Origin of the sequence: Polaribacter sp. Z022 (assembly GCF_023555495.1) — a bacterium.
In the GTDB taxonomy this organism is placed as follows: Bacteria; Bacteroidota; Bacteroidia; order Flavobacteriales; family Flavobacteriaceae; genus Polaribacter.
The window spans coordinates 75,740-94,748 of record NZ_JALCZO010000003.1 but is presented as its reverse complement, the minus strand read 5'-3'; the positions used below and the strand labels follow the sequence as shown (position 1 = coordinate 94,748).

General features: G+C 32.5%; 27 protein-coding genes. 25 read left to right on the top strand and 2 right to left on the bottom strand.

From position 1 onward, the window contains the following. Positions 1 to 4: 4 nt before the first annotated feature. Together MPF13_RS07325 and MPF13_RS07320 are read right to left on the bottom strand one after the other, a co-directional pair. Complete coding sequence (locus MPF13_RS07325) at positions 5 to 3,154, bottom strand: SusC/RagA family TonB-linked outer membrane protein (RefSeq protein WP_249981703.1); 3,150 nt, start codon at positions 3,152 to 3,154, stop codon at positions 5 to 7. Between the two features lie 126 nt (positions 3,155 to 3,280). Continuing rightward, positions 3,281 to 4,969, bottom strand: coding sequence for a ShlB/FhaC/HecB family hemolysin secretion/activation protein (locus MPF13_RS07320; protein WP_249981702.1), 1,689 nt, complete (start codon positions 4,967 to 4,969; stop codon positions 3,281 to 3,283). Positions 4,970 to 5,121: 152 nt separating this feature from the next. Here MPF13_RS07320 and rpsL point away from each other — a divergent pair, with 152 nt between their 5' ends. From rpsL to secY, 25 genes are all read left to right on the top strand, one after another. Next, the gene (gene rpsL, locus MPF13_RS07315; RefSeq protein ID WP_018943587.1) at positions 5,122 to 5,496 is read left to right on the top strand and encodes a 30S ribosomal protein S12; all 375 of its coding nucleotides are present in this window, start codon (positions 5,122 to 5,124) and stop codon (positions 5,494 to 5,496) included. A 27-nt stretch (positions 5,497 to 5,523) separates the two neighbouring features. After that, positions 5,524 to 6,003, top strand: coding sequence for a 30S ribosomal protein S7 (gene rpsG / locus MPF13_RS07310; RefSeq protein ID WP_249981701.1), 480 nt, complete (start codon positions 5,524 to 5,526; stop codon positions 6,001 to 6,003). A gap of 5 nt (positions 6,004 to 6,008) precedes the next feature. Next, entirely contained in the window at positions 6,009 to 8,126 is a 2,118-nt protein-coding gene (gene fusA, locus MPF13_RS07305) for an elongation factor G (RefSeq protein ID WP_249981700.1), read from the top strand. 18 nt (positions 8,127 to 8,144) lie between these two features. Continuing rightward, positions 8,145 to 8,450, top strand: a complete 306-nt coding sequence (rpsJ, locus tag MPF13_RS07300; protein WP_068363283.1) for a 30S ribosomal protein S10 — start codon at positions 8,145 to 8,147, stop codon at positions 8,448 to 8,450. Between the two features lie 291 nt (positions 8,451 to 8,741). Next, positions 8,742 to 9,359, top strand: coding sequence for a 50S ribosomal protein L3 (rplC, locus tag MPF13_RS07295; RefSeq protein ID WP_249981699.1), 618 nt, complete (start codon positions 8,742 to 8,744; stop codon positions 9,357 to 9,359). Further along, a complete protein-coding gene (gene rplD, locus MPF13_RS07290; RefSeq protein WP_249981698.1) occupies positions 9,359 to 9,988 on the top strand; it encodes a 50S ribosomal protein L4 in 630 nt (209 codons plus the stop codon). The genes rplC and rplD overlap by 1 nt, the downstream gene beginning before the upstream one ends. 9 nt (positions 9,989 to 9,997) lie before the next feature. Then, a complete protein-coding gene (gene rplW / locus MPF13_RS07285; protein ID WP_249981697.1) occupies positions 9,998 to 10,288 on the top strand; it encodes a 50S ribosomal protein L23 in 291 nt (96 codons plus the stop codon). 11 nt (positions 10,289 to 10,299) lie between these two features. Next, positions 10,300 to 11,124, top strand: coding sequence for a 50S ribosomal protein L2 (gene rplB / locus MPF13_RS07280; protein WP_249981696.1), 825 nt, complete (start codon positions 10,300 to 10,302; stop codon positions 11,122 to 11,124). A gap of 7 nt (positions 11,125 to 11,131) precedes the next feature. Next, positions 11,132 to 11,410 (top strand): 30S ribosomal protein S19, encoded by a 279-nt coding sequence (gene rpsS, locus MPF13_RS07275; protein WP_237588110.1) that lies wholly within the window; start codon positions 11,132 to 11,134, stop codon positions 11,408 to 11,410. A 6-nt stretch (positions 11,411 to 11,416) separates the two neighbouring features. Beyond that, positions 11,417 to 11,821, top strand: a complete 405-nt coding sequence (gene rplV / locus MPF13_RS07270) for a 50S ribosomal protein L22 (protein ID WP_249981695.1) — start codon at positions 11,417 to 11,419, stop codon at positions 11,819 to 11,821. A gap of 11 nt (positions 11,822 to 11,832) precedes the next feature. Beyond that, on the top strand, positions 11,833 to 12,552 hold the full coding sequence (gene rpsC, locus MPF13_RS07265) for a 30S ribosomal protein S3 (protein ID WP_249981694.1): 720 nt from the start codon (positions 11,833 to 11,835) through the stop codon (positions 12,550 to 12,552). 22 nt (positions 12,553 to 12,574) lie between these two features. After that, on the top strand, positions 12,575 to 13,006 hold the full coding sequence (gene rplP / locus MPF13_RS07260; protein ID WP_249981693.1) for a 50S ribosomal protein L16: 432 nt from the start codon (positions 12,575 to 12,577) through the stop codon (positions 13,004 to 13,006). A gap of 11 nt (positions 13,007 to 13,017) precedes the next feature. Beyond that, complete coding sequence (gene rpmC / locus MPF13_RS07255) at positions 13,018 to 13,209, top strand: 50S ribosomal protein L29 (protein ID WP_249981692.1); 192 nt, start codon at positions 13,018 to 13,020, stop codon at positions 13,207 to 13,209. A gap of 20 nt (positions 13,210 to 13,229) precedes the next feature. Next, complete coding sequence (gene rpsQ / locus MPF13_RS07250; protein ID WP_091891527.1) at positions 13,230 to 13,487, top strand: 30S ribosomal protein S17; 258 nt, start codon at positions 13,230 to 13,232, stop codon at positions 13,485 to 13,487. Between the two features lies 1 nt (position 13,488). Further along, positions 13,489 to 13,857, top strand: coding sequence for a 50S ribosomal protein L14 (gene rplN, locus MPF13_RS07245; protein WP_015482230.1), 369 nt, complete (start codon positions 13,489 to 13,491; stop codon positions 13,855 to 13,857). Positions 13,858 to 13,870: 13 nt separating this feature from the next. Further along, positions 13,871 to 14,173 carry a 50S ribosomal protein L24 gene (gene rplX / locus MPF13_RS07240; protein WP_249981691.1) on the top strand — a complete coding sequence of 101 codons (303 nt, stop codon included), beginning with the start codon at positions 13,871 to 13,873 and terminating at the stop codon, positions 14,171 to 14,173. An 8-nt stretch (positions 14,174 to 14,181) separates the two neighbouring features. Continuing rightward, positions 14,182 to 14,733, top strand: a complete 552-nt coding sequence (gene rplE, locus MPF13_RS07235; RefSeq protein WP_249981690.1) for a 50S ribosomal protein L5 — start codon at positions 14,182 to 14,184, stop codon at positions 14,731 to 14,733. Positions 14,734 to 14,736: 3 nt separating this feature from the next. Beyond that, positions 14,737 to 15,006: a 30S ribosomal protein S14 gene (gene rpsN, locus MPF13_RS07230; RefSeq protein WP_249981689.1), complete on the top strand. Its 270-nt coding sequence runs from the start codon at positions 14,737 to 14,739 to the stop codon at positions 15,004 to 15,006. 163 nt (positions 15,007 to 15,169) lie between these two features. Further along, positions 15,170 to 15,568 (top strand): 30S ribosomal protein S8, encoded by a 399-nt coding sequence (rpsH, locus tag MPF13_RS07225; protein WP_249981688.1) that lies wholly within the window; start codon positions 15,170 to 15,172, stop codon positions 15,566 to 15,568. Positions 15,569 to 15,577: 9 nt separating this feature from the next. After that, the gene (gene rplF, locus MPF13_RS07220; RefSeq protein WP_249981687.1) at positions 15,578 to 16,123 is read left to right on the top strand and encodes a 50S ribosomal protein L6; all 546 of its coding nucleotides are present in this window, start codon (positions 15,578 to 15,580) and stop codon (positions 16,121 to 16,123) included. An 11-nt stretch (positions 16,124 to 16,134) separates the two neighbouring features. Further along, complete coding sequence (rplR, locus tag MPF13_RS07215) at positions 16,135 to 16,485, top strand: 50S ribosomal protein L18 (RefSeq protein WP_249981686.1); 351 nt, start codon at positions 16,135 to 16,137, stop codon at positions 16,483 to 16,485. Positions 16,486 to 16,488: 3 nt separating this feature from the next. Next, complete coding sequence (gene rpsE, locus MPF13_RS07210) at positions 16,489 to 17,013, top strand: 30S ribosomal protein S5 (RefSeq protein ID WP_249982319.1); 525 nt, start codon at positions 16,489 to 16,491, stop codon at positions 17,011 to 17,013. An 11-nt stretch (positions 17,014 to 17,024) separates the two neighbouring features. Beyond that, entirely contained in the window at positions 17,025 to 17,207 is a 183-nt protein-coding gene (gene rpmD, locus MPF13_RS07205) for a 50S ribosomal protein L30 (RefSeq protein ID WP_249981685.1), read from the top strand. A 13-nt stretch (positions 17,208 to 17,220) separates the two neighbouring features. Continuing rightward, the gene (rplO, locus tag MPF13_RS07200) at positions 17,221 to 17,670 is read left to right on the top strand and encodes a 50S ribosomal protein L15 (protein ID WP_249981684.1); all 450 of its coding nucleotides are present in this window, start codon (positions 17,221 to 17,223) and stop codon (positions 17,668 to 17,670) included. A gap of 12 nt (positions 17,671 to 17,682) precedes the next feature. Then, positions 17,683 to 19,005, top strand: a complete 1,323-nt coding sequence (secY, locus tag MPF13_RS07195) for a preprotein translocase subunit SecY (protein WP_249981683.1) — start codon at positions 17,683 to 17,685, stop codon at positions 19,003 to 19,005. Positions 19,006 to 19,009: the final 4 nt, after the last annotated feature.

Here is a 19,009-nt window from a genome sequence, read left to right as displayed (position 1 = left end):
TTTTTTAGAAAGTTAATTTTAAATTAAGACCGTAAGATGAAGTCATTGGTAAAGTACCGTTTTCAGCCCAGTTTACTCCACCTCTTTTCTCAAGTTCAGAAGGGTCAACCCATGGTAAGTCTGAATAGATTAACCAAACATTGTTAGCTAAAAAGCTTAATTGTGCTCCAGATAATCCTACTTTTTCAACTACATCTGGTTTAAAGTTATAAGTTAATTTAACAGTTCTTAATTTTAAGTATGATGCATCATGTACGTTATTAGCATATATGTTTCCTAGATTTCCTAAATTATAGTAATCTTGTGGGTCTATGTATTTGTCTACAACTGTACCATCAGAAATTGGAACTCCATTTGCGTCTGTACCTGTTTGTAATACACCAGTAATATGAATACCACCACCATTTGCTACAGGGTCTCTTAAAGGATTTCCTTTGTCATTTAATCCTGCAGTATAATCTGTTAAACCAGAGTGATCTATATATCTTTCTGTTCTAGAGTAGTATAAACCACCTTTTTGACCATCAAAACCTAAGAATAAATCAAAGTTTTTATAAGATAAAGTAGTACTTAAACCTCCTGTAAAATCAGGTAAAAGACTTCCTAGTTTCTTATTAGCATGTCTTGCAAAATTATCAGTACTTGTAAAGATGATACTTCCATCTGTATGTCTTGCAAAATCATTTCCATAGAATAAACCATATTCTTCTCCAACACGAGCTTGTAATTTCATGTTAGAAGTATAAGTACTTATATCATAAGACTCGATACCAGGGTATATCTCAACAACTTTTTTAGTTAATGTACCAAAGTTAACTGCTAAGTCCCAGCTAAAGTTATCGCTTTTTATTACTGTACCACTTAAACCTAATTCAATACCTTTAGAAGTTGTTTTACCTGAGTTTACTGTTGTTTCAGAGTATCCAGTAGAACCATCTAAAGAGATTTCTGTTGGTAAATTTTCATCAACACGATCAAAATAAGTAATATCTAAACCAATTCTATTATTAATAAATCTTAATTCTGTACCGATTTCAAATTCTTTTCTAATACCACCTTCTAAAAGTGGATTACTTTGTTCTTCTCTAACAGATAACGTACCATTTCCTTGATATAAATCACCTGCTTCATAAGTGTTAGAAACTAAATATGGATCTGGGAAATAAGGTGCAGTAGCGTAACCAGCTCTAATTTTTGCAAATGTAATTGTTTCATTTTTGTCAAATAATTTATGAGCTAAGAAACTTGTAGAAACTCCATATGTTTGAATTCTATTATCATTAGGATTTGCAGTTGAAGACCAGTCGTATCTTAAAGATCCATCTAAATATAACATGTTTTTATAACCAAAAGAAGCTTTAGCAAACATACCTCTAGTTTTAGTTTGTTCTAATTCTGTAGTAGTTTTTAAAGGATCTGTAGAGCCAGCTAAATTGTAGAATTCTGGGATAGATAAATCTCCTTGAGTTTCTGTTTCAGAAAATCTATAAGTTTCGTTAACAATTTCACCACCAACACTAATGTTAAAATCTATTTCACCATCTGCAAATTTATCTTGATAAGTTGCCATACCAAAGTAATGTTCTTTAGCATTCGTCCAAAAATATTCAGAATAAAAAGCTGGGTCTAGTAAACTTTTAGTTGTACCTCTATCATTTCCACTATAAGAATTATATGTAGTTCTTACTTCTCCAAGAACACTGAACTTGTCATTAAATTTGTATGTACCACTAATTTTTCCAAAAGTTGAGTTTTTATAATCGTTTTTTGTGTTTTCATAAGAATGAAAATATGGCATATCCCAATATAAAGGTCTAGCATCTCTCGGTCCTCTAATGTTCCAAGATACAATTTGTCCATTTTGATCATAGTTTTTTAAACGATCTAAATCTAATTGTCTTTGCCACCATTGGTTCATGTTAGATCCAAGGTTTCCGTAATTTTGATCAGGGTTATTTAAAGTTTTTCTGTCTTGGTAGTTAATGTTTGCTGTAACAGAAAACTTTTCAGTAATATCATAAGTTGCATTAACAGAAAAATTAACTGTTTTTCTGTTAGAGTTTGGTACTATACCTCCTTGATCAATTAATGAAAGTGAAGTTCTAATATTGTAATCATCACCAGCTTTTGCAAAAGCAAAGTTTGTGTTACTTGTAATTCCAGTTTCATAAAAATCTTCTACATCACTTGTGGTAGGAGACCAAGCTCTAGTGTTTCCAAATTCATCTCCTCCAGGAATCCATGAGTCCCAGTGACGAACTTGTGTTCCATCTAATTTAGGACCCCATGATTCATCAGCCCAAAAGTCTGGATATTTGTCACCATCAAAAGAAGCCCATGAAGCAGGGTCTTGTGCAGGGTCATAACTAAATGTATTAAAAGTTTGGCTATAACCACCACCATATTCATTTTGGTAACTTGGTAATGCTGCAACTCTATTTACTGTAGTTGCTTGATCAATAGTAAAAGTTGCTTTACCAGCTTTTGCTCTTTTAGTAGTAATTATAATTACACCATTTCTACCTGCAGGACCGTAAATTGCTGTTGCAGAAGATCCTTTTAAAACAGACATGTCAGCAATGTTGTCTGTGTTAATATCACTAATTGAGTAAATTAGAATACCGTCAACAACATAAAGAGCTCCAGTTTCACCTCTCAATTTAATGTCAGAATTGTCGAAAGTAGTAGAAGAATTACCAACTATTTGTACACCTGCTACTTTACCAGCTAAAGCATTGTTAATGTCAGTTTGTTTTCCTTTTTGTAATTCTTCTCCGGCTACAGATTGTTGAGAGTAACCAAGAGATTTCTTTTCTCTCTTAATACCTTGACCAGTAATTACAATTTCTTCTAATACATTTGCATCTTCTTCTAAAGTTACATTAATGGTATTAGAACCACCTACTGTTTTTTCAACAGTTTTATAACCAATATAACTGAAGCTAAGAATATCTCCTGCTTTAGCACTAATTGAGTATTTACCATCGAAATCAGTCTCTGTACCTTTGTTTGTTCCTTTAATAACAATACTCACTCCTGGCAGTGCACCAGCAGCTTCAGATACAGTTCCAGAAACTGTTTTTTCTTGTGCAAAAGTAATTTGCACAACAAACGCCAGTAGTAGCGTTAAAACTCCTTTAAACTTTGTTTTCATTATTGAATAATTTTGAATTAATTGAAGCAAATATCAATCATTATTATTGAATATGCAATGAAAAATGTTAAAAAGAGTTAATAATGTTTAAAAAACCGTTAAGTCATTGAGTTTTTGATAATAAAGTTAAAAGAAATTTACCCATTTTATGAGTAGTTTAATGTCTTTAAAATCAATGTTTTGGTTGTTTGTTTTTGAAACGACTGAACTTAAGTTAATTTGAGAATTATTCGTTGTAAATAAATATCCAATACCTAAACCTAAAAGATCTTTTTTTGTTGAATTTGCTTTAATTCTTCCAAAATCAGAAATAGTATAGAGGTAGGATTTTTCTGAAGTTAAATATCTGTATTCAAAATTAAAAAAAGAATAGTTCTCGGTAAAGATACTTTGTTCATTGTAGCCTCTTATGCTGTTGGCTCCTCCAATTCTAAAAAGTTCATTATTTATTAAGTTTTCAGAGTTTAGGATTCCTGTTTTGTTTTTTATGAATACACTAGATCTATTGTTTATTTCAAGCAGATATGAAATTGTAGTTTCTAGTTTAAGTTGGTTTGTTTTTTTAGTATTGATGCTTCTTTTTCCAAAAGATGGAGAGAGTTCGATGAAGAATTTGTTGTTGTGAAAAAAATCATTATTAAGGCTTTTGTATTGAAAGTTTAGTCCTAAGAAATAATTACTAAAAGATGATATATTACTTGCAATAGTGTTATTAAGTTTTTTAGAGGTGTCAGTATTGTATGTAAATCCAAACTTTATCTTATTGTTAATTTCATATAATACTTTTGATGTAAGTTTAATGTTTGTGAAAGTTGAATCTTGTTTGTAGATAGAAAAAGCAAGTTGAGGGCTTATTCTAGAATTAAATATATATGGAGTGTGTGTAGATACTTTAAATTCCTGTCTTTCGTTATTTACGCTATTCCAAAATAACTCAAGTTGTTCGCCTTTGTTTAGTGTGTTTTTAAGTGTAAGGTTTATATTTCCGTTAAAAAGTAGTCCTCCATTTTCATTTGAGGCAAAATTTACATTTGCATCAAAACTGTTGTTTTGTTTTTTCTTAAGATAAAGGTATATAAATGTAGAGTCTTGAGTAAAAAGTGTTTCAGGGGGTTTAATTTCTGAAACAAATTGCAAATTTTTAGTTTTGTTAGATAGTTCTTTTAGTTTTTTTTGATTGAACTTATTGTTAGGGTTTAAGTTGTAGAAGTTTTTTATAAATGAATTTGGAAAACTTTCATAACCTTTAATGATTACCTTATTAATGTTTCTAGATTTGGAGTGTTTAATTTCTAGATCAGCATACAAGTTGTTATTGGTGATTAAAATGTTGTTTAATTTAACTTTTGAAAATGATAATCCTTTTTCGTCAAGTTTTAAAGAAATTTTATTTAAAAATGATTGAAGGTCTTTTGGTAAAATTGTTATTGTGTCTTTAGTTTTTTTTAATATTGAATTTATTAATTCTAAGTGTGGAGTTGTTGTTAGTTTAATATTTTTTATTTTGTTATTAAGGCTGAAAAAAGCAATGCTAGTTTCGTTTTTTTTATTGATACTATCTATTGTGCTTGTAAAATATCCTAAGGTTTTTAAATATTTTGAAATAATTGTTAGTTCAGATTGAAGAGAAAGTGAATCTTTGTGTGTTTTCTTGTAATCAATTTTATCTAAAACTATTATTTCGCTTTTTAATTTAGAAGTTAGTTTTAATGTTAATTCTTGAGCAGAATTGTTGGGGATATTAAATAGTAGTAATACTATATATATGTAATAAGTGTTTTTTTGTTTCAATTTAGTAGAAGATATTGATTTCAAAAGTAAATTATTTTCGTAGAAAATCCTTAAAATTCTCATGCTAAGAAAAAATAACTTACTGATATTTGAATAATTAGAAATTAATCGTACATTTGCGCACTCTTAAAAAAGAGCAAAAGTTTAATTATAAACAAAAACAGTAATAATTTAGTATGCCAACTATTCAACAATTAGTTCGTAAAGGAAGAACCAAAATAACTAAGAAGAGTAAATCGGCTGCTTTGTCGTCTTGTCCTCAAAGGCGTGGAGTTTGTACTAGAGTTTATACTACAACACCAAAGAAACCTAATTCAGCAATGCGTAAAGTTGCCAGAGTTAGATTAACAAATGGTAATGAGATAAACGCGTACATTCCAGGTGAAGGACATAACTTACAAGAGCACTCGATAGTATTAGTTAGAGGTGGAAGGGTAAAAGATTTACCAGGTGTTAAATATCACGTGGTACGTGGAGCTTTAGATACAGCAGGAGTTGAGGGAAGAACTCAACGAAGATCTAAGTATGGAGCAAAACGCCCAAAAAAGTAAAATTAGTAACTTTTTTAATGTAAAGACATGAGAAAAAGAGCAGCAAAAAAAAGAGTCTTATTACCAGATCCAAAATTTAATGATCAGTTAGTTACACGTTTTGTGAATAACTTAATGTGGAGTGGTAAGAAGTCAGTAGCGTTTAAAGTATTTTACGATGCAATGGATATCGTAGAAGAAAGAAAAGGAGAAGACGAAGAAAAATCGGCTTTAGAAATTTGGAAAGATGGTTTGTCAAATGTTATGCCTCACGTAGAAGTAAGATCTCGTAGAGTAGGTGGAGCAACATTCCAAATTCCAATGCAAATTAGACCAGATCGTAAAGTATCTATGGCTATTAAATGGATGATTTTGTACACTCGTAAGAGAAACGAAAAAACTATGGCACAGCGTTTAGCTGCTGAAATTTTAGCTGCGGCTAAAGAAGAAGGAGCTGCTGTTAAGAAAAGAGTAGATACTCATAAAATGGCGGAAGCTAATAAAGCATTCTCACACTTTAGATTTTAATAAAAATGGCTAGAGATTTAAAATTCACAAGAAATATTGGAATTGCAGCACATATTGATGCTGGTAAAACCACAACTACAGAACGTGTATTGTATTATACAGGTGTTTCTCATAAGATTGGAGAAGTGCATGATGGTGCTGCTACAATGGACTGGATGGAACAAGAGCAAGAGAGAGGTATTACAATTACTTCTGCTGCAACAACTTGTACATGGGATTTTCCAATTGAAAATGGAGCTAAAACTCCAGATACAAAAGGATACCACTTTAATATTATTGATACTCCTGGTCACGTTGATTTTACTGTAGAAGTAAATAGATCTTTACGTGTGTTAGATGGTTTAGTTTTCTTGTTTTCTGCAGTTGATGGTGTTGAGCCTCAATCAGAAACTAACTGGAGATTAGCAGATAACTATAAAGTACCTAGAATTGGTTTCGTTAATAAAATGGACCGTCAAGGATCTGACTTTTTAGGAGTTTGTCAACAAGTAAAAGATATGTTAAAGTCAAATGCGGTGCCAATCGTTTTAAATATTGGTGACGAAGATGAGTTTAAAGGTATCATTGATTTAGTGAAAAACCGTGCTATTGTATGGCATGATGAAACTCAAGGAGCTACTTTCGATATTATCGAAATTCCTGAGGATATGAAAGAAGAAGCTCGTAAATATCGTGCGCTTTTAATAGAAGAAGTTGCAAGTTATGATGAGAATCTTTTAGAAAAATTCATGGAAGATGAAGATTCAATTACAGAAGAAGAAGTGCATGCTGCATTAAGAGCTGCTGTAATGGATATGGCTATCATTCCTATGATTTGTGGATCTGCATTTAAAAATAAAGGTGTTCAGTTCTTATTAGATGCTGTTTGTCGTTATTTACCTTCTCCAGTAGATAAAGAAGGAATTGTAGGTACTAACCCAGAAACAGGTTTAGAAGAAGTTCGTAAACCAGATGTAAAGGAGCCATTTGCTGCTTTAGCGTTTAAGATTGCAACAGATCCTTTCGTAGGTCGTTTAGCTTTCTTTAGAGCTTATTCAGGTCGTTTAGATGCTGGTTCTTATGTTTTAAATAATCGTTCAAACAAAAAAGAACGTATCTCTCGTATTTATCAAATGCATGCTAATAAGCAAAATGCAATTGAATTTATTGAGGCTGGAGATATTGGTGCTGCTGTTGGATTTAAATCTATTAAAACAGGAGATACTTTAACTGCTGAGAAACACCCAATTGTATTAGAATCAATGGACTTCCCAGATCCTGTAATTGGTATTGCTGTTGAGCCTAAAACTAAAGCAGATGTTGATAGATTAGGTATAGGTTTAGGTAAGTTAGCCGAAGAAGATCCTACTTTTACAGTTCGTTCAGACGAAGCTTCTGGTCAAACTATTATTTCAGGAATGGGAGAGTTGCACTTAGATGTAATTGTAGATCGTTTAAAACGTGAATTCAAAGTTGAAGTTAACCAAGGTCAACCTCAAGTAGAGTATAAAGAAGCTATTACAGCTGCTGCTGATCACAGAGAAGTTTATAAGAAACAATCTGGTGGACGTGGTAAATTTGCAGATATTGTATTTACAATGGAGCCTGCAGATGAAGGTGTTCAAGGTTTACAGTTCGAATCTATTATTAAAGGTGGTAACGTTCCTAGAGAATTTGTTCCTTCTGTAGAAAAAGGATTTAAAGAAGCAATGAAGAATGGTCCTTTAGCTGGATACGAAATGGATTCAATGAAAGTAACTTTAAAAGATGGTTCTTTCCACGCAGTGGATTCTGATCAATTATCTTTTGAGTTAGCTGCAAAATTAGGTTATAAAGCTGCTGCTAAAGCTGCTAAAGCTAAAATTATGGAGCCATTAATGAAATTAGAAGTGTTAACTCCAGAAGAGAACATGGGAGATATCGTTGGTGATTTAAATAGAAGAAGAGGTCAAGTAAATGACATGAGTGATCGTAATGGATCTAAAGTTGTAAAAGCATTAGTGCCATTATCAGAAATGTTTGGTTATGTTACTGCTTTAAGAACTATGTCTTCTGGTAGAGCAACTTCTACAATGGAATTTTCACATTATGCAGAAACTCCTTCAAATGTATCTGAAGAAGTTATTGCAAAATCTAAAGGTTAATCGACTAAATAATATAAGATGAGTCAAAAAATTAGAATAAAATTAAAGTCTTACGATTATAATTTAGTAGATAAATCTGCTGAGAAAATCGTAAAGACGGTAAAAAGTACTGGAGCTGTAGTTAACGGTCCAATACCATTACCAACACATAAAAAGATTTTTACTGTATTACGTTCTCCACACGTAAACAAAAAATCTAGAGAGCAATTTCAATTAGCTGCTTACAAAAGATTATTAGACATTTATAGTTCTTCTTCAAAAACTATTGATGCTTTAATGAAACTTGAGTTACCAAGTGGTGTTGAAGTTGAGATTAAAGTTTAAGTAAAATATTAACTTTCGGTTTAATTTTGTTAAACCGAAAGTTTTTTATACTTTTGCAACCCGAATTAGAGTAGGGTGATGCTGTTTTTTGAGTAAAATCTCAATAATAGTAACATGTCCAGAGCGTTTCGCGAAGGAAAAACGGTAAAAACAAATTCAGTATAGAACGAGTTTTTATGCTGTTTTTTTTGAACTAAACTCAAAGGATTTAAAAGAAACATAGGTTTCAAACAAATAATTATTAATAATAGACGCGCTGGAAATATATCTATCGTCTAAAATTTTAACTAAATGTCTGGGTTAATAGGAAGAAAAATTGGAATGACCAGCTTATTTGATGAAAACGGGAAGAATATTCCTTGTACAGTAATCGAAGCAGGTCCTTGCGTTGTTACCCAAGTCAGAACCGAAGAGGTTGACGGCTACAATGCGTTGCAGCTTGGTTTCGATGACAAAAAGGCGAAGAGTTCTAACAAAGCGTTAGACGGTCACTTTAAAAAAGCTGGCACCACTGCTAAGAAAAAAGTCGTTGAATTCCAAGGATTTGAAGAGGAGTATAAATTAGGAGATTCTGTTACTGTGGATCACTTTGAAGAAGGTGAGTTTGTAGATGTATCAGGTGTTTCTAAAGGTAAAGGTTTTCAGGGGGTTGTAAAACGTCATGGATTTGCTGGTGTAGGTCAAGCTACTCATGGTCAGCATAACCGATTAAGAGCTCCAGGTTCTATTGGTGCTGCTTCTTATCCTGCAAGAGTGTTCAAAGGAATGCGTATGGCAGGTAGAATGGGAGGAGATAAAGTAAAAGTTCAAAACTTAAAAGTGTTAAAAGTAGTTGCTGAAAAGAACTTACTTGTTGTTAAGGGAGCTGTTCCTGGACACAAAAATGCTTTTGTAACTATTCAGAAATAATGAAAGTAGCAGTTTTAGATATTACAGGGAAAGATACAGGTAGAAAAGTTGAACTTTCTAAAGATGTATTTGGTATTGAGCCTAATGATCATGCAATTTATTTAGATGTAAAACAGTACTTGGCTAATCAAAGACAAGGAACTCATAAGTCTAAAGAAAGAGCTGAAATAGCTGGTTCTACAAAGAAGATAAAAAAACAAAAAGGTACTGGTACTGCAAGAGCAGGTTCTATCAAGTCTGGTGTTTTTAGAGGTGGAGGACGTATGTTCGGACCAAGACCAAGAAATTATTCTTTTAAATTGAATAAAAACTTAAAGCGTTTAGCTCGTAAGTCAGCTTTAAGTATTCAAGCAAATGATAAAAACTTAGTAGTAATTGAAGACTTTAACTTTGATACACCAAAGACTAAAAACTTTGTAGATGTTTTAAAAGCATTAGAATTAGAATCTAAGAAATCATTATTTGTGTTAAGTAATGAGAATGCAAATGTGTATTTATCATCACGTAACTTAAAAAACTCTAAAGTAGTAAAAGCTTCAGAAATTAATACTTATGGTGTTTTAAATGCTAATAAAGTTGTAGTTACTGAAGGTTCTTTAGAAGGAATTAATACAAACTTAAGTAAATAGGGATTCAAAATGAGTATTTTAATAAAACCTATTATCACGGAAAAAGCAACTAATGATAGTGAATTATTTAATCGTTTTTCATTTGTTGTAGATAAAAAAGCTAATAAATTAGAAATTAAAGATGCTGTTGAAAAAGCATATGGAGTTTCTATAACAAGCGTTAAGACTTTAAATTACCCTATTCAAAGAAATACAAAGTTTACTAAAAAAGGTTTAGTAACTGGTATTAAAAGTGGGTATAAGAAAGCTATCGTTCAGTTAGCAGAAGGAGAAAGCATTGATTTTTATAACAATCTTTAAGAAAAGACAGAATGTCAGTTAGAAAATTAAAACCAATAACACCAGGTCAGCGTTTTAGAGTTGTAAATGGGTTCGACACCATAACAACTGATAAGCCGGAGAAAAGTTTACTTGCTCCGAAAAAACGATCTGGAGGTCGAAACAGTCAGGGTAGAATGACAACTCGTAACATAGGAGGTGGTCATAAACAAAGATACCGTATTATCGATTTTAAAAGAGATAAACAAGGTGTACCCGCAACAGTTAAAACTATAGAGTACGATCCAAATCGTACAGCATTTATTGCATTACTTAGTTATGCTGATGGTGAAAAACGTTATGTAATTGCACAAAACGGTTTAAAAGTAGGTCAAACAATTGTATCAGGTAGTGATATTGCTCCAGAAATTGGGAATGCAATGCCATTAAGTGAAATTCCTTTAGGAACTACAATTTCTTGTATCGAATTACGTCCAGGTCAAGGAGCTGTTATGGCTCGTTCTGCTGGTTCTTTTGCTCAATTAATGGCAAGAGATGGTAAGTATGCTACAGTTAAGTTACCTTCTGGTGAAACAAGATTAATCTTGTTAACATGTATGGCAACAATTGGAGTTGTTTCTAATTCTGATCATCAATTATTAGTATCTGGTAAAGCAGGTAGAAGAAGATGGTTAGGTAGAAGACCAAGAGTTAACGCTGTAAGAATGAACCCTGTTGATCACCCAATGGGAGGTGGTGAAGGACGTTCTTCTGGAGGTCATCCAAGATCTAGAAACGGTATTCCTGCTAAAGGATTTAAGACTAGATCTAAGACTAAAGCTAGTAATAAGTACATTATCGAACGTAGAAAGAAATAATTAAGTTATGGCAAGATCATTAAAAAAAGGACCTTACATTCACTATAAATTAGAGAAAAAAGTGTTGGCTAATGTAGAAGCTGGTAGCAAAACTGTAATCAAAACTTGGTCTAGAGCAAGTATGATTTCTCCAGATTTTGTTGGACAAACTATTGCTGTTCATAATGGACGTCAGTTTGTACCAGTTTATGTTACAGAAAACATGGTAGGGCATAAATTAGGCGAATTTTCACCAACTCGTTCTTTTAGAGGACACGCTGGTGCAAAAAATAAAGGAAAAAAATAGTAGGAAATGGGAGTTCGTAAAAAAAATATGGCAGATCAGTTAAAAGCAGATAGAAAGCAACGTGCTTTCGCGAAGCTTACAAACTGTCCTACGTCACCAAGAAAAATGCGTTTAGTAGCAGATCAAGTAAGAGGTGTTGAAGTTGAAAAAGCTTTACAAATCTTAAAGTTCAGTCCTAAAGAAGCATCTATCAACTTAGAAAAATTGTTGTTGTCTGCAATTGCAAACTGGCAAGCTAAAAATGAGGATGCATCTATTGAAGACGCTGGGTTATTTGTAAAATCTATTTGTGTAGATAGCGCAGGAATGTTAAAAAGATTAAGACCAGCTCCACAAGGGCGTGCTCATAGAATTCGTAAGAGATCTAATCACGTTACTTTAGAGTTAGGTAGTAAAAATTTAAGTAATTAATCAAAGTAGAAATGGGACAAAAAACAAATCCAATTGGGAATCGTTTAGGAATCATCAGAGGTTGGGAATCTAACTGGTATGGTGGTAATGACTACGGAGATAAAATTGCTGAAGATGATAAGATAAGAAAGTATGTAAATGCTAGATTATCTAAAGCAAGTGTTTCTAGAGTAATTATAGAGCGTACTTTAAAACTTGTAACCGTTACTATCACTACAGCACGTCCAGGTATCATTATTGGTAAAGGAGGTCAAGAGGTAGACAAGTTAAAAGAAGAGCTTAAAAAAATTACTGGTAAAGAAGTTCAAATTAACATTTTTGAAATTAAACGTCCAGAATTAGATGCAAAATTAGTTGCAACTAGTATTGCACGTCAAATTGAAAATAGAATTTCTTATAAGAGAGCTACAAAGATGGCTATTCAAGCTACAATGCGAATGAATGCTGAAGGAATTAAAGTTCAGTTATCAGGTCGTTTAAATGGAGCAGAAATGGCACGTTCTGAGCACTATAAAGAAGGAAGAATTCCTCTTTCTACTTTTAGAGCTGATATCGATTATGCACTTGTAGAAGCTCATACTCAATACGGAAGATTAGGTATTAAAGTATGGATTATGAAGGGTGAGGTTTATGGTAAAAGAGAATTGTCTCCATTAGTTGGCTTGTCTAAAAAGCAAGGTGGTAATAAAGGAGGTGATAGATCAAAGCGTCAACCTCGTAGAAGAAAATAATTTTTAAAATTAGAAATTAAAAATGTTACAGCCAAAAAGAGTAAAATACCGTAAGGTACAGAAGGCGAAAGGGAATATGACTGGGAATTCTCAAAGAGGAAATCAACTTTCTAATGGAATGTTTGGTATTAAATCTTTAGACCAGAACTTATTAACTTCTCGTCAAATAGAAGCAGCTCGTATCGCGGCAACTCGTCATATGAAAAGAGAAGGGCAGTTATGGATTAAGATTTTTCCAGACAAGCCAATCACTAAAAAGCCTTTAGAGGTACGTATGGGTAAGGGTAAAGGAGCACCAGATCATTTTGTTGCAGTTATTAAACCAGGTAGAATTTTGTTTGAAGTTGGTGGAGTACCAATGAATGTAGCAAAAGAAGCTTTACGTTTAGCAGCTCAAAAACTTCCAGTAAAAACGAAGTTTGTAATAGCAAGAGATTTTGATATTAACGCATAATTCTAAAGAAAATGAAACAATCAGAAATTAAAGAATTATCTATAGCAGATTTACAAGAGAAGCTTGGAGCGTTGCAAAAGAATTATACTGATCTTAAGATGGCTCATGCAATCACTCCTTTGGAGAATCCATTGCAATTGAGAAGCTTAAGAAGAACTGTAGCAAGAATTGCAACAGAATTAACAAAAAGAGAATTACAATAATTCTATAGTCAGTTTTAAAGATGGAAAAAAGAAATCTTAGAAAAGAGAGAATTGGTGTTGTTTCTAGTAGCAAAATGGAGAAATCTATTGTTGTTTCTGAAACTAAAAGAGTAAAGCACCCAATGTACGGTAAGTTCGTATTAAAAACGAAAAAGTATGTTGCACACGACGAAAAGAATGATTGCAACGAAGGAGATACTGTTAGGATCATGGAAACTAGACCTATGAGTAAATCTAAACGTTGGAGATTAGTAGAAATCCTAGAAAGAGCTAAATAATATGTTACAGACAGAATCAAGATTAAAAGTAGCAGATAATACTGGAGCTAAAGAAGTTTTAGTAATTAGAGTTTTAGGAGGAACAAAAAAACGTTACGCAAGTATTGGAGACAAAATTGTTGTATCTGTTAAATCTGCAACTCCTAACGGAACTGTAAAAAAAGGTCAAGTATCTAGAGCAGTTGTTGTAAGAACTAAAAAAGAAGTTAGACGTAAAGACGGGTCTTATATTAGATTTGATGATAACGCTTGTGTACTTTTAAATCCTACAGAGGAAATGAGAGGAACTCGTGTATTCGGACCTGTTGCACGTGAGCTTCGTGAAAAACAATTCATGAAAATAGTATCATTAGCACCTGAAGTGCTTTAAATCATTATATAAGATGAAGAAGTTCAAATTAAAATCAGGAGATACTGTAAAAGTAATTGCAGGAGATCATAAAGGATCAGAAGGTAAAGTTTTACAAATTATCAAAGATAAGGATAGAGTGTTAGTTGAAGGTGTAAATTTAGTTTCTAAGCACACTAAACCAAGCGCTCAAAACCCTCAAGGTGGTATTGTAAAAAAAGAAGCTTCATTACATATTTCTAACGTTATGTTAGTAGAAGATGGTGTAGCTGTAAGAGTAGGTTATCAAGTTGATGGAGATGCTAAAACTAGAGTCTCTAAAAAAACTAAAAAATAAGAATAATCATGAGTTACGTACCAAGATTAAAAGCAGAATACAAAGAAAGAGTTATGAAAGCTCTTACTGAAGAATTCAGTTATAAGAATGTAATGCAAGTACCTAAATTAGAAAAAATAGTTGTTTCTAAAGGTGTAGGTGCTGCAATTGCAGATAAGAAATTAATAGATTATGCTGTTGAAGAGTTGACTAAAATTACAGGTCAAAAAGCTGTTTCAACAATGTCTAAAAAAGATGTTGCATCATTTAAATTACGTAAAGGAATGCCAATTGGTGTTAAAGTTACTTTACGTGGAGATAAAATGTATGAGTTTTTAGATAGATTAGTTACTGCTTCTTTACCTCGCGTAAGAGACTTTAACGGTATAAAAGCTAATGGATTTGATGGAAGAGGTAATTACAATTTAGGAATTACTGAACAAATCATCTACCCAGAAATTAATATTGATCAAGTTAAAAAAATCAGTGGTATGGATATTACTTTTGTAACATCTGCAAATACTGACAAAGAAGCTAAATCATTATTAGGAGAATTAGGTTTACCATTCAAAAAAAATTAAGAAATGGCTAAAGAATCAATGAAAGCGCGTGAGCGTAAAAGAGCAGCAGTTGTTGCAAAATATGCAGAAAAGAGAAAAGCTTTAAAAGAAGCTGGAGACTATGAAGCATTGCAAAAATTACCAAAGAATGCTTCACCAATAAGAATGCACAATAGATGTAAACTTACTGGACGTCCAAAAGGATACATGAGACAATTTGGTATATCACGTGTTACTTTTCGTGAAATGGCAAATCAAGGATTAATACCAGGAGTTAAAAAGGCTAGTTGGTAGAAATTTTAAATAAAGCTTAAAAATAAAAATAGAATGTGTATCTTTGCACGCTCTATTTTTTTTGAGTATAAGAATTTTAACTGATTATAGGTTCATTTATCACAGAGAAATCTGTAGCATAAATAGAGGTAATTGAAAACCGTAATCGCAATTTTATATTAATATGTATACAGATCCAATCGCGGATTTTCTTACTAGAGTAAGAAATGCTATCGCAGCAGGACACAGAGTAGTAGAAATTCCAGCTTCAAATTTGAAGAAGGAAATGACTAAAATTTTGTTTGATCAAGGGTATATTTTAAGTTACCAGTTCAATGACGATAAAGTTCAAGGAACTATTAAGATAGCTTTAAAATATGACAAAGACACAAAAGAGTCAGTAATTAGAAAAATTCAACGAATCAGTACACCAGGTTTACGTAAATACGTTGGCTCTTCAGAGATGCCAAGAGTATTAAACGGACTTGGAATTGCTATTGTTTCTACATCTAAAGGTGTAATGACAAACAAAAAAGCACGTCAAGAAAATGTTGGAGGAGAAGTTTTATGTTACGTTTATTAAGCCTTAGAGATGAGTAGAATTGGAAAAAACCCAGTTAGCATCGCACAAGGTGTAGATGTAAACATTAAAGACAACGTAATAACTGTAAAAGGAAAATTAGGAGAATTATCTCAAACAATTTCTGAAGGAATTACAGTTAACATTGAAGATGCAACTATTACATTAGATAGAGCATCAGAAAGTAAAGACCATAAAGCACAACATGGTTTAATGAGAGCTTTAATCAATAATATGATTGAAGGTGTTTCTAAAGGATGGACTAAAGAACTAGAATTGGTTGGAGTTGGTTATAGAGCTTCTAATCAAGGACAAAAATTAGACTTAGCTTTAGGTTTCTCTCATAATATAGTTTTAAACTTAGCTCCAGAGGTTAAAGTTGAAACAGTATCAGAGAAAGGGAAAAACCCAATCATTAAATTATCTTCTTTTGACAAACAATTAGTTGGTCAAGTTGCTGCAAAGATTCGTTCTTTCAGAACTCCAGAGCCTTACAAAGGAAAAGGAGTTAAGTTTGTTGGTGAAGTATTAAGAAGAAAAGCAGGTAAATCTGCATAATATATAGTATTATGGCATTATCAAAGCTACAAAGAAGAACTAGAATTAAGCAAAGAATCAGAAAAATTATCTCTGGTACTGCTACAAAACCAAGATTATCGGTTTATAGAAGTAACAAAGAAATTTATGCTCAACTAGTTGATGATGTAAACGGAGTAACATTAGCTTCAGTTTCATCTAGAAATAAAGAAATTAAAGCAACTACTAAATCTGAAGCAGCTACTGCAGTTGGTAAAGCAATCGCTGAAAAGGCTGTTAAAGCAGGAGTAGAAACAGTTGCTTTTGATAGAAACGGATATTTATACCACGGTAGAGTTAAAGTATTAGCTGACGCTGCAAGAGAAGCAGGTTTAAAATTTTAAGAAATTATGCAAGGATATAAAAACGTAGAAAGAGTAAAACCAAGCGGATTAGAGCTTGTAGATAGATTAGTAGGTGTACAACGTGTAACTAAAGTAACTAAAGGTGGTAGAGCTTTTGGTTTTTCTGCAATTGTTGTTGTAGGAGATGGTAATGGTGTTGTAGGTCATGGTTTAGGTAAATCAAAAGATGTTTCTTCTGCAATTGCTAAAGCAGTTGAAGATGCAAAGAAAAACTTAGTTAGAATTCCTATTTTAGATGCAACATTACCTCATGAGCAGAAAGGTAAGTTTGGTGGAGCAAAAGTTTTCATTAAGCCTGCATCTCATGGTACAGGGGTTATTGCTGGTGGTGCTGTAAGAGCAGTATTAGAAGCAGTTGGTATTCATGATGTATTATCTAAATCTCAAGGATCTTCAAATCCTCATAACGTAGTTAAAGCAACTTTTGACGCTTTATTACAATTACGTAGTGCAGCATCTATTGCTAAACAAAGAGGAATTTCTTTAGAGAAAGTATTTAACGGATAAATCTAAGAACGATGGCAAAAATAAAAGTTACACAAGTAAAAAGTCAAATCGGGCGTCTTAAGAATCAAAAGAGAACTTTAGAAGCTTTAGGTTTACGTAGAATGAATCAAACTGTAGTACACGAGGCAACTCCATCTATAGTTGGTATGGTAAATACAGTTAAACACTTAGTTTCTTTCGAAGAAATTAAATAAGATATTTAAAAAAATGAGTTTACATAATTTAACACCAGCAGAAGGTTCCATTAAAAAAGGAAAAAGAATTGCAAGAGGTGAAGGATCTGGAAAAGGTGGTACTGCTACAAGAGGTCACAATGGACAGAAATCTCGTTCTGGATATTCTAAGAAAATTGGTTTTGAAGGAGGGCAAATGCCACTTCAAAGACGTGTACCAAAGTTTGGTTTCACGAATATAAACCGTAAGGAATATCAAGGTATCAACTTAGATAAATTACAATCTTTAGTTGAAAGTGGAAAAATAACCGATACAGTTAATTTAGAAATTTTAGTTGCTAATGGTTTAGCAGGTAAAAACGACCTAGTAAAAATATTAGGTAATGGTGAATTAAAAGCTAAATTAAATATAACTGTAAATAAATTTACAGCATCAGCAAAAGCGGCTATAGAAGCTGCTGGAGGAGAAGCTGTTACTTTATAAGATCCCGTAAATATGAATTTTATTAATAGATTAAAAGACATTTTCAGTATTGAAGAATTAAAAAACAAAATTCTTCTAACTATCGGTTTAATTGCGGTTTACCGTTTTATGGCTGCTGTTCCTTTACCAGGAGTAGATCCATTACAGTTAGCTGCTTTAAAAGAAAGTGCTGATGGAGGTCTTTTAGGATTATTAAATGCATTTACAGGAGGAGCATTTGCTAGAGCGTCAGTAATGGCACTTGGTATTATGCCTTATATTTCTGCATCTATTGTAGTTCAATTAATGGGAATTGCGGTTCCATATTTACAGAAATTACAAAAAGATGGAGAAAGTGGACGTAAAAAAATTACGCAAATAACTAGATGGTTAACAATAGGTATTACGCTTGTACAAGCTCCTACTTATATTACTGCTATAAAAACTCAGTTTGGTTTAGGCCCTGAAGCTTTCTTAGTAAGTGGTGCAACTTTCTGGGTATCATCAATCATTATCTTAACTGCAGGAACAATATTTGCAATGTGGTTAGGAGAGCGTATTACAGACAAAGGAATTGGTAATGGTATTTCATTATTGATTACAGTAGGTATTATAGCTAACTTTCCAGCAGCATTTTTACAAGAATTTGTTGCAAAAACAACAAATGCTGGAGCTGGTGGAATTATGATGGTTTTAATTGAAATCATTGTTTGGTTTGTAGTAATTTTATTAACTGTGCTATTAGTAACTGCCGTTCGTAAAATAGCAGTACAATATGCCAGAAGAACAGTTGCAGGAAACATACAAAACGTTGCAGGTTCTAGAGATTATATACCTCTAAAACTTAATGCAGCAGGTGTTATGCCTATAATCTTTGCACAAGCAATTATGTTTTTACCAGTTGCTTTAGCTCAAAGATTTCCAGCAATTGCAAGCTTACAAGATATTAATGGTTTATGGTATAATGTAATATTTGCATTATTAATTATTATTTTTAGTTATTTCTATACTGCAATTACTATTCCTACGAATAAAATGGCAGAAGATTTAAAAAGAAGTGGTGGTTTTATACCAGGTATTAGACCAGGAAAAGACACAGCAGATAGATTAGATTCTGTTTTATCTAGAATTACGTTCCCTGGATCGTTATTTTTAGCAGGATTATCAATCTTACCAGCAATTGTAGTTCAGTTTGGAGTACAACAAAGTTGGGCTATGTTTTATGGAGGTACATCATTAATAATTATGGTAGGAGTTGCAATTGATACTTTGCAACAGATTAACTCGTACTTATTAAATCGTCATTATGATGGATTAATGAAAGCGGGAAATAGCAATAGAAAATCGAATAAATAATAGA

What these genes read in the sequence shown, in the direction of transcription:
- rplP (WP_249981693.1), top strand. Translation starts at nt 12,575, where the DNA reads ATGTTACAGCCAAAAAGAGTAAAATACCGTAAGGTACAGAAGGCGAAA.
- rplF (WP_249981687.1), top strand. Translation starts at nt 15,578, where the DNA reads ATGAGTAGAATTGGAAAAAACCCAGTTAGCATCGCACAAGGTGTAGAT.
- rpsC (WP_249981694.1), top strand. Translation starts at nt 11,833, where the DNA reads ATGGGACAAAAAACAAATCCAATTGGGAATCGTTTAGGAATCATCAGA.
- rpmC (WP_249981692.1), top strand. Translation starts at nt 13,018, where the DNA reads ATGAAACAATCAGAAATTAAAGAATTATCTATAGCAGATTTACAAGAG.
- rplX (WP_249981691.1), top strand. Translation starts at nt 13,871, where the DNA reads ATGAAGAAGTTCAAATTAAAATCAGGAGATACTGTAAAAGTAATTGCA.
- rpsN (WP_249981689.1), top strand. Translation starts at nt 14,737, where the DNA reads ATGGCTAAAGAATCAATGAAAGCGCGTGAGCGTAAAAGAGCAGCAGTT.
- rplO (WP_249981684.1), top strand. Translation starts at nt 17,221, where the DNA reads ATGAGTTTACATAATTTAACACCAGCAGAAGGTTCCATTAAAAAAGGA.
- rplN (WP_015482230.1), top strand. Translation starts at nt 13,489, where the DNA reads ATGTTACAGACAGAATCAAGATTAAAAGTAGCAGATAATACTGGAGCT.
- rpsG (WP_249981701.1), top strand. Translation starts at nt 5,524, where the DNA reads ATGAGAAAAAGAGCAGCAAAAAAAAGAGTCTTATTACCAGATCCAAAA.
- rpsS (WP_237588110.1), top strand. Translation starts at nt 11,132, where the DNA reads ATGGCAAGATCATTAAAAAAAGGACCTTACATTCACTATAAATTAGAG.
- rplW (WP_249981697.1), top strand. Translation starts at nt 9,998, where the DNA reads ATGAGTATTTTAATAAAACCTATTATCACGGAAAAAGCAACTAATGAT.
- rplB (WP_249981696.1), top strand. Translation starts at nt 10,300, where the DNA reads ATGTCAGTTAGAAAATTAAAACCAATAACACCAGGTCAGCGTTTTAGA.
- rplC (WP_249981699.1), top strand. Translation starts at nt 8,742, where the DNA reads ATGTCTGGGTTAATAGGAAGAAAAATTGGAATGACCAGCTTATTTGAT.
- rplR (WP_249981686.1), top strand. Translation starts at nt 16,135, where the DNA reads ATGGCATTATCAAAGCTACAAAGAAGAACTAGAATTAAGCAAAGAATC.
- rpmD (WP_249981685.1), top strand. Translation starts at nt 17,025, where the DNA reads ATGGCAAAAATAAAAGTTACACAAGTAAAAAGTCAAATCGGGCGTCTT.
- rplV (WP_249981695.1), top strand. Translation starts at nt 11,417, where the DNA reads ATGGGAGTTCGTAAAAAAAATATGGCAGATCAGTTAAAAGCAGATAGA.
- rplE (WP_249981690.1), top strand. Translation starts at nt 14,182, where the DNA reads ATGAGTTACGTACCAAGATTAAAAGCAGAATACAAAGAAAGAGTTATG.
- rpsH (WP_249981688.1), top strand. Translation starts at nt 15,170, where the DNA reads ATGTATACAGATCCAATCGCGGATTTTCTTACTAGAGTAAGAAATGCT.
- rpsJ (WP_068363283.1), top strand. Translation starts at nt 8,145, where the DNA reads ATGAGTCAAAAAATTAGAATAAAATTAAAGTCTTACGATTATAATTTA.
- MPF13_RS07325 (WP_249981703.1), bottom strand. Translation starts at nt 3,154, where the DNA reads ATGAAAACAAAGTTTAAAGGAGTTTTAACGCTACTACTGGCGTTTGTT.
- fusA (WP_249981700.1), top strand. Translation starts at nt 6,009, where the DNA reads ATGGCTAGAGATTTAAAATTCACAAGAAATATTGGAATTGCAGCACAT.
- rpsL (WP_018943587.1), top strand. Translation starts at nt 5,122, where the DNA reads ATGCCAACTATTCAACAATTAGTTCGTAAAGGAAGAACCAAAATAACT.
- secY (WP_249981683.1), top strand. Translation starts at nt 17,683, where the DNA reads ATGAATTTTATTAATAGATTAAAAGACATTTTCAGTATTGAAGAATTA.
- rpsQ (WP_091891527.1), top strand. Translation starts at nt 13,230, where the DNA reads ATGGAAAAAAGAAATCTTAGAAAAGAGAGAATTGGTGTTGTTTCTAGT.
- rplD (WP_249981698.1), top strand. Translation starts at nt 9,359, where the DNA reads ATGAAAGTAGCAGTTTTAGATATTACAGGGAAAGATACAGGTAGAAAA.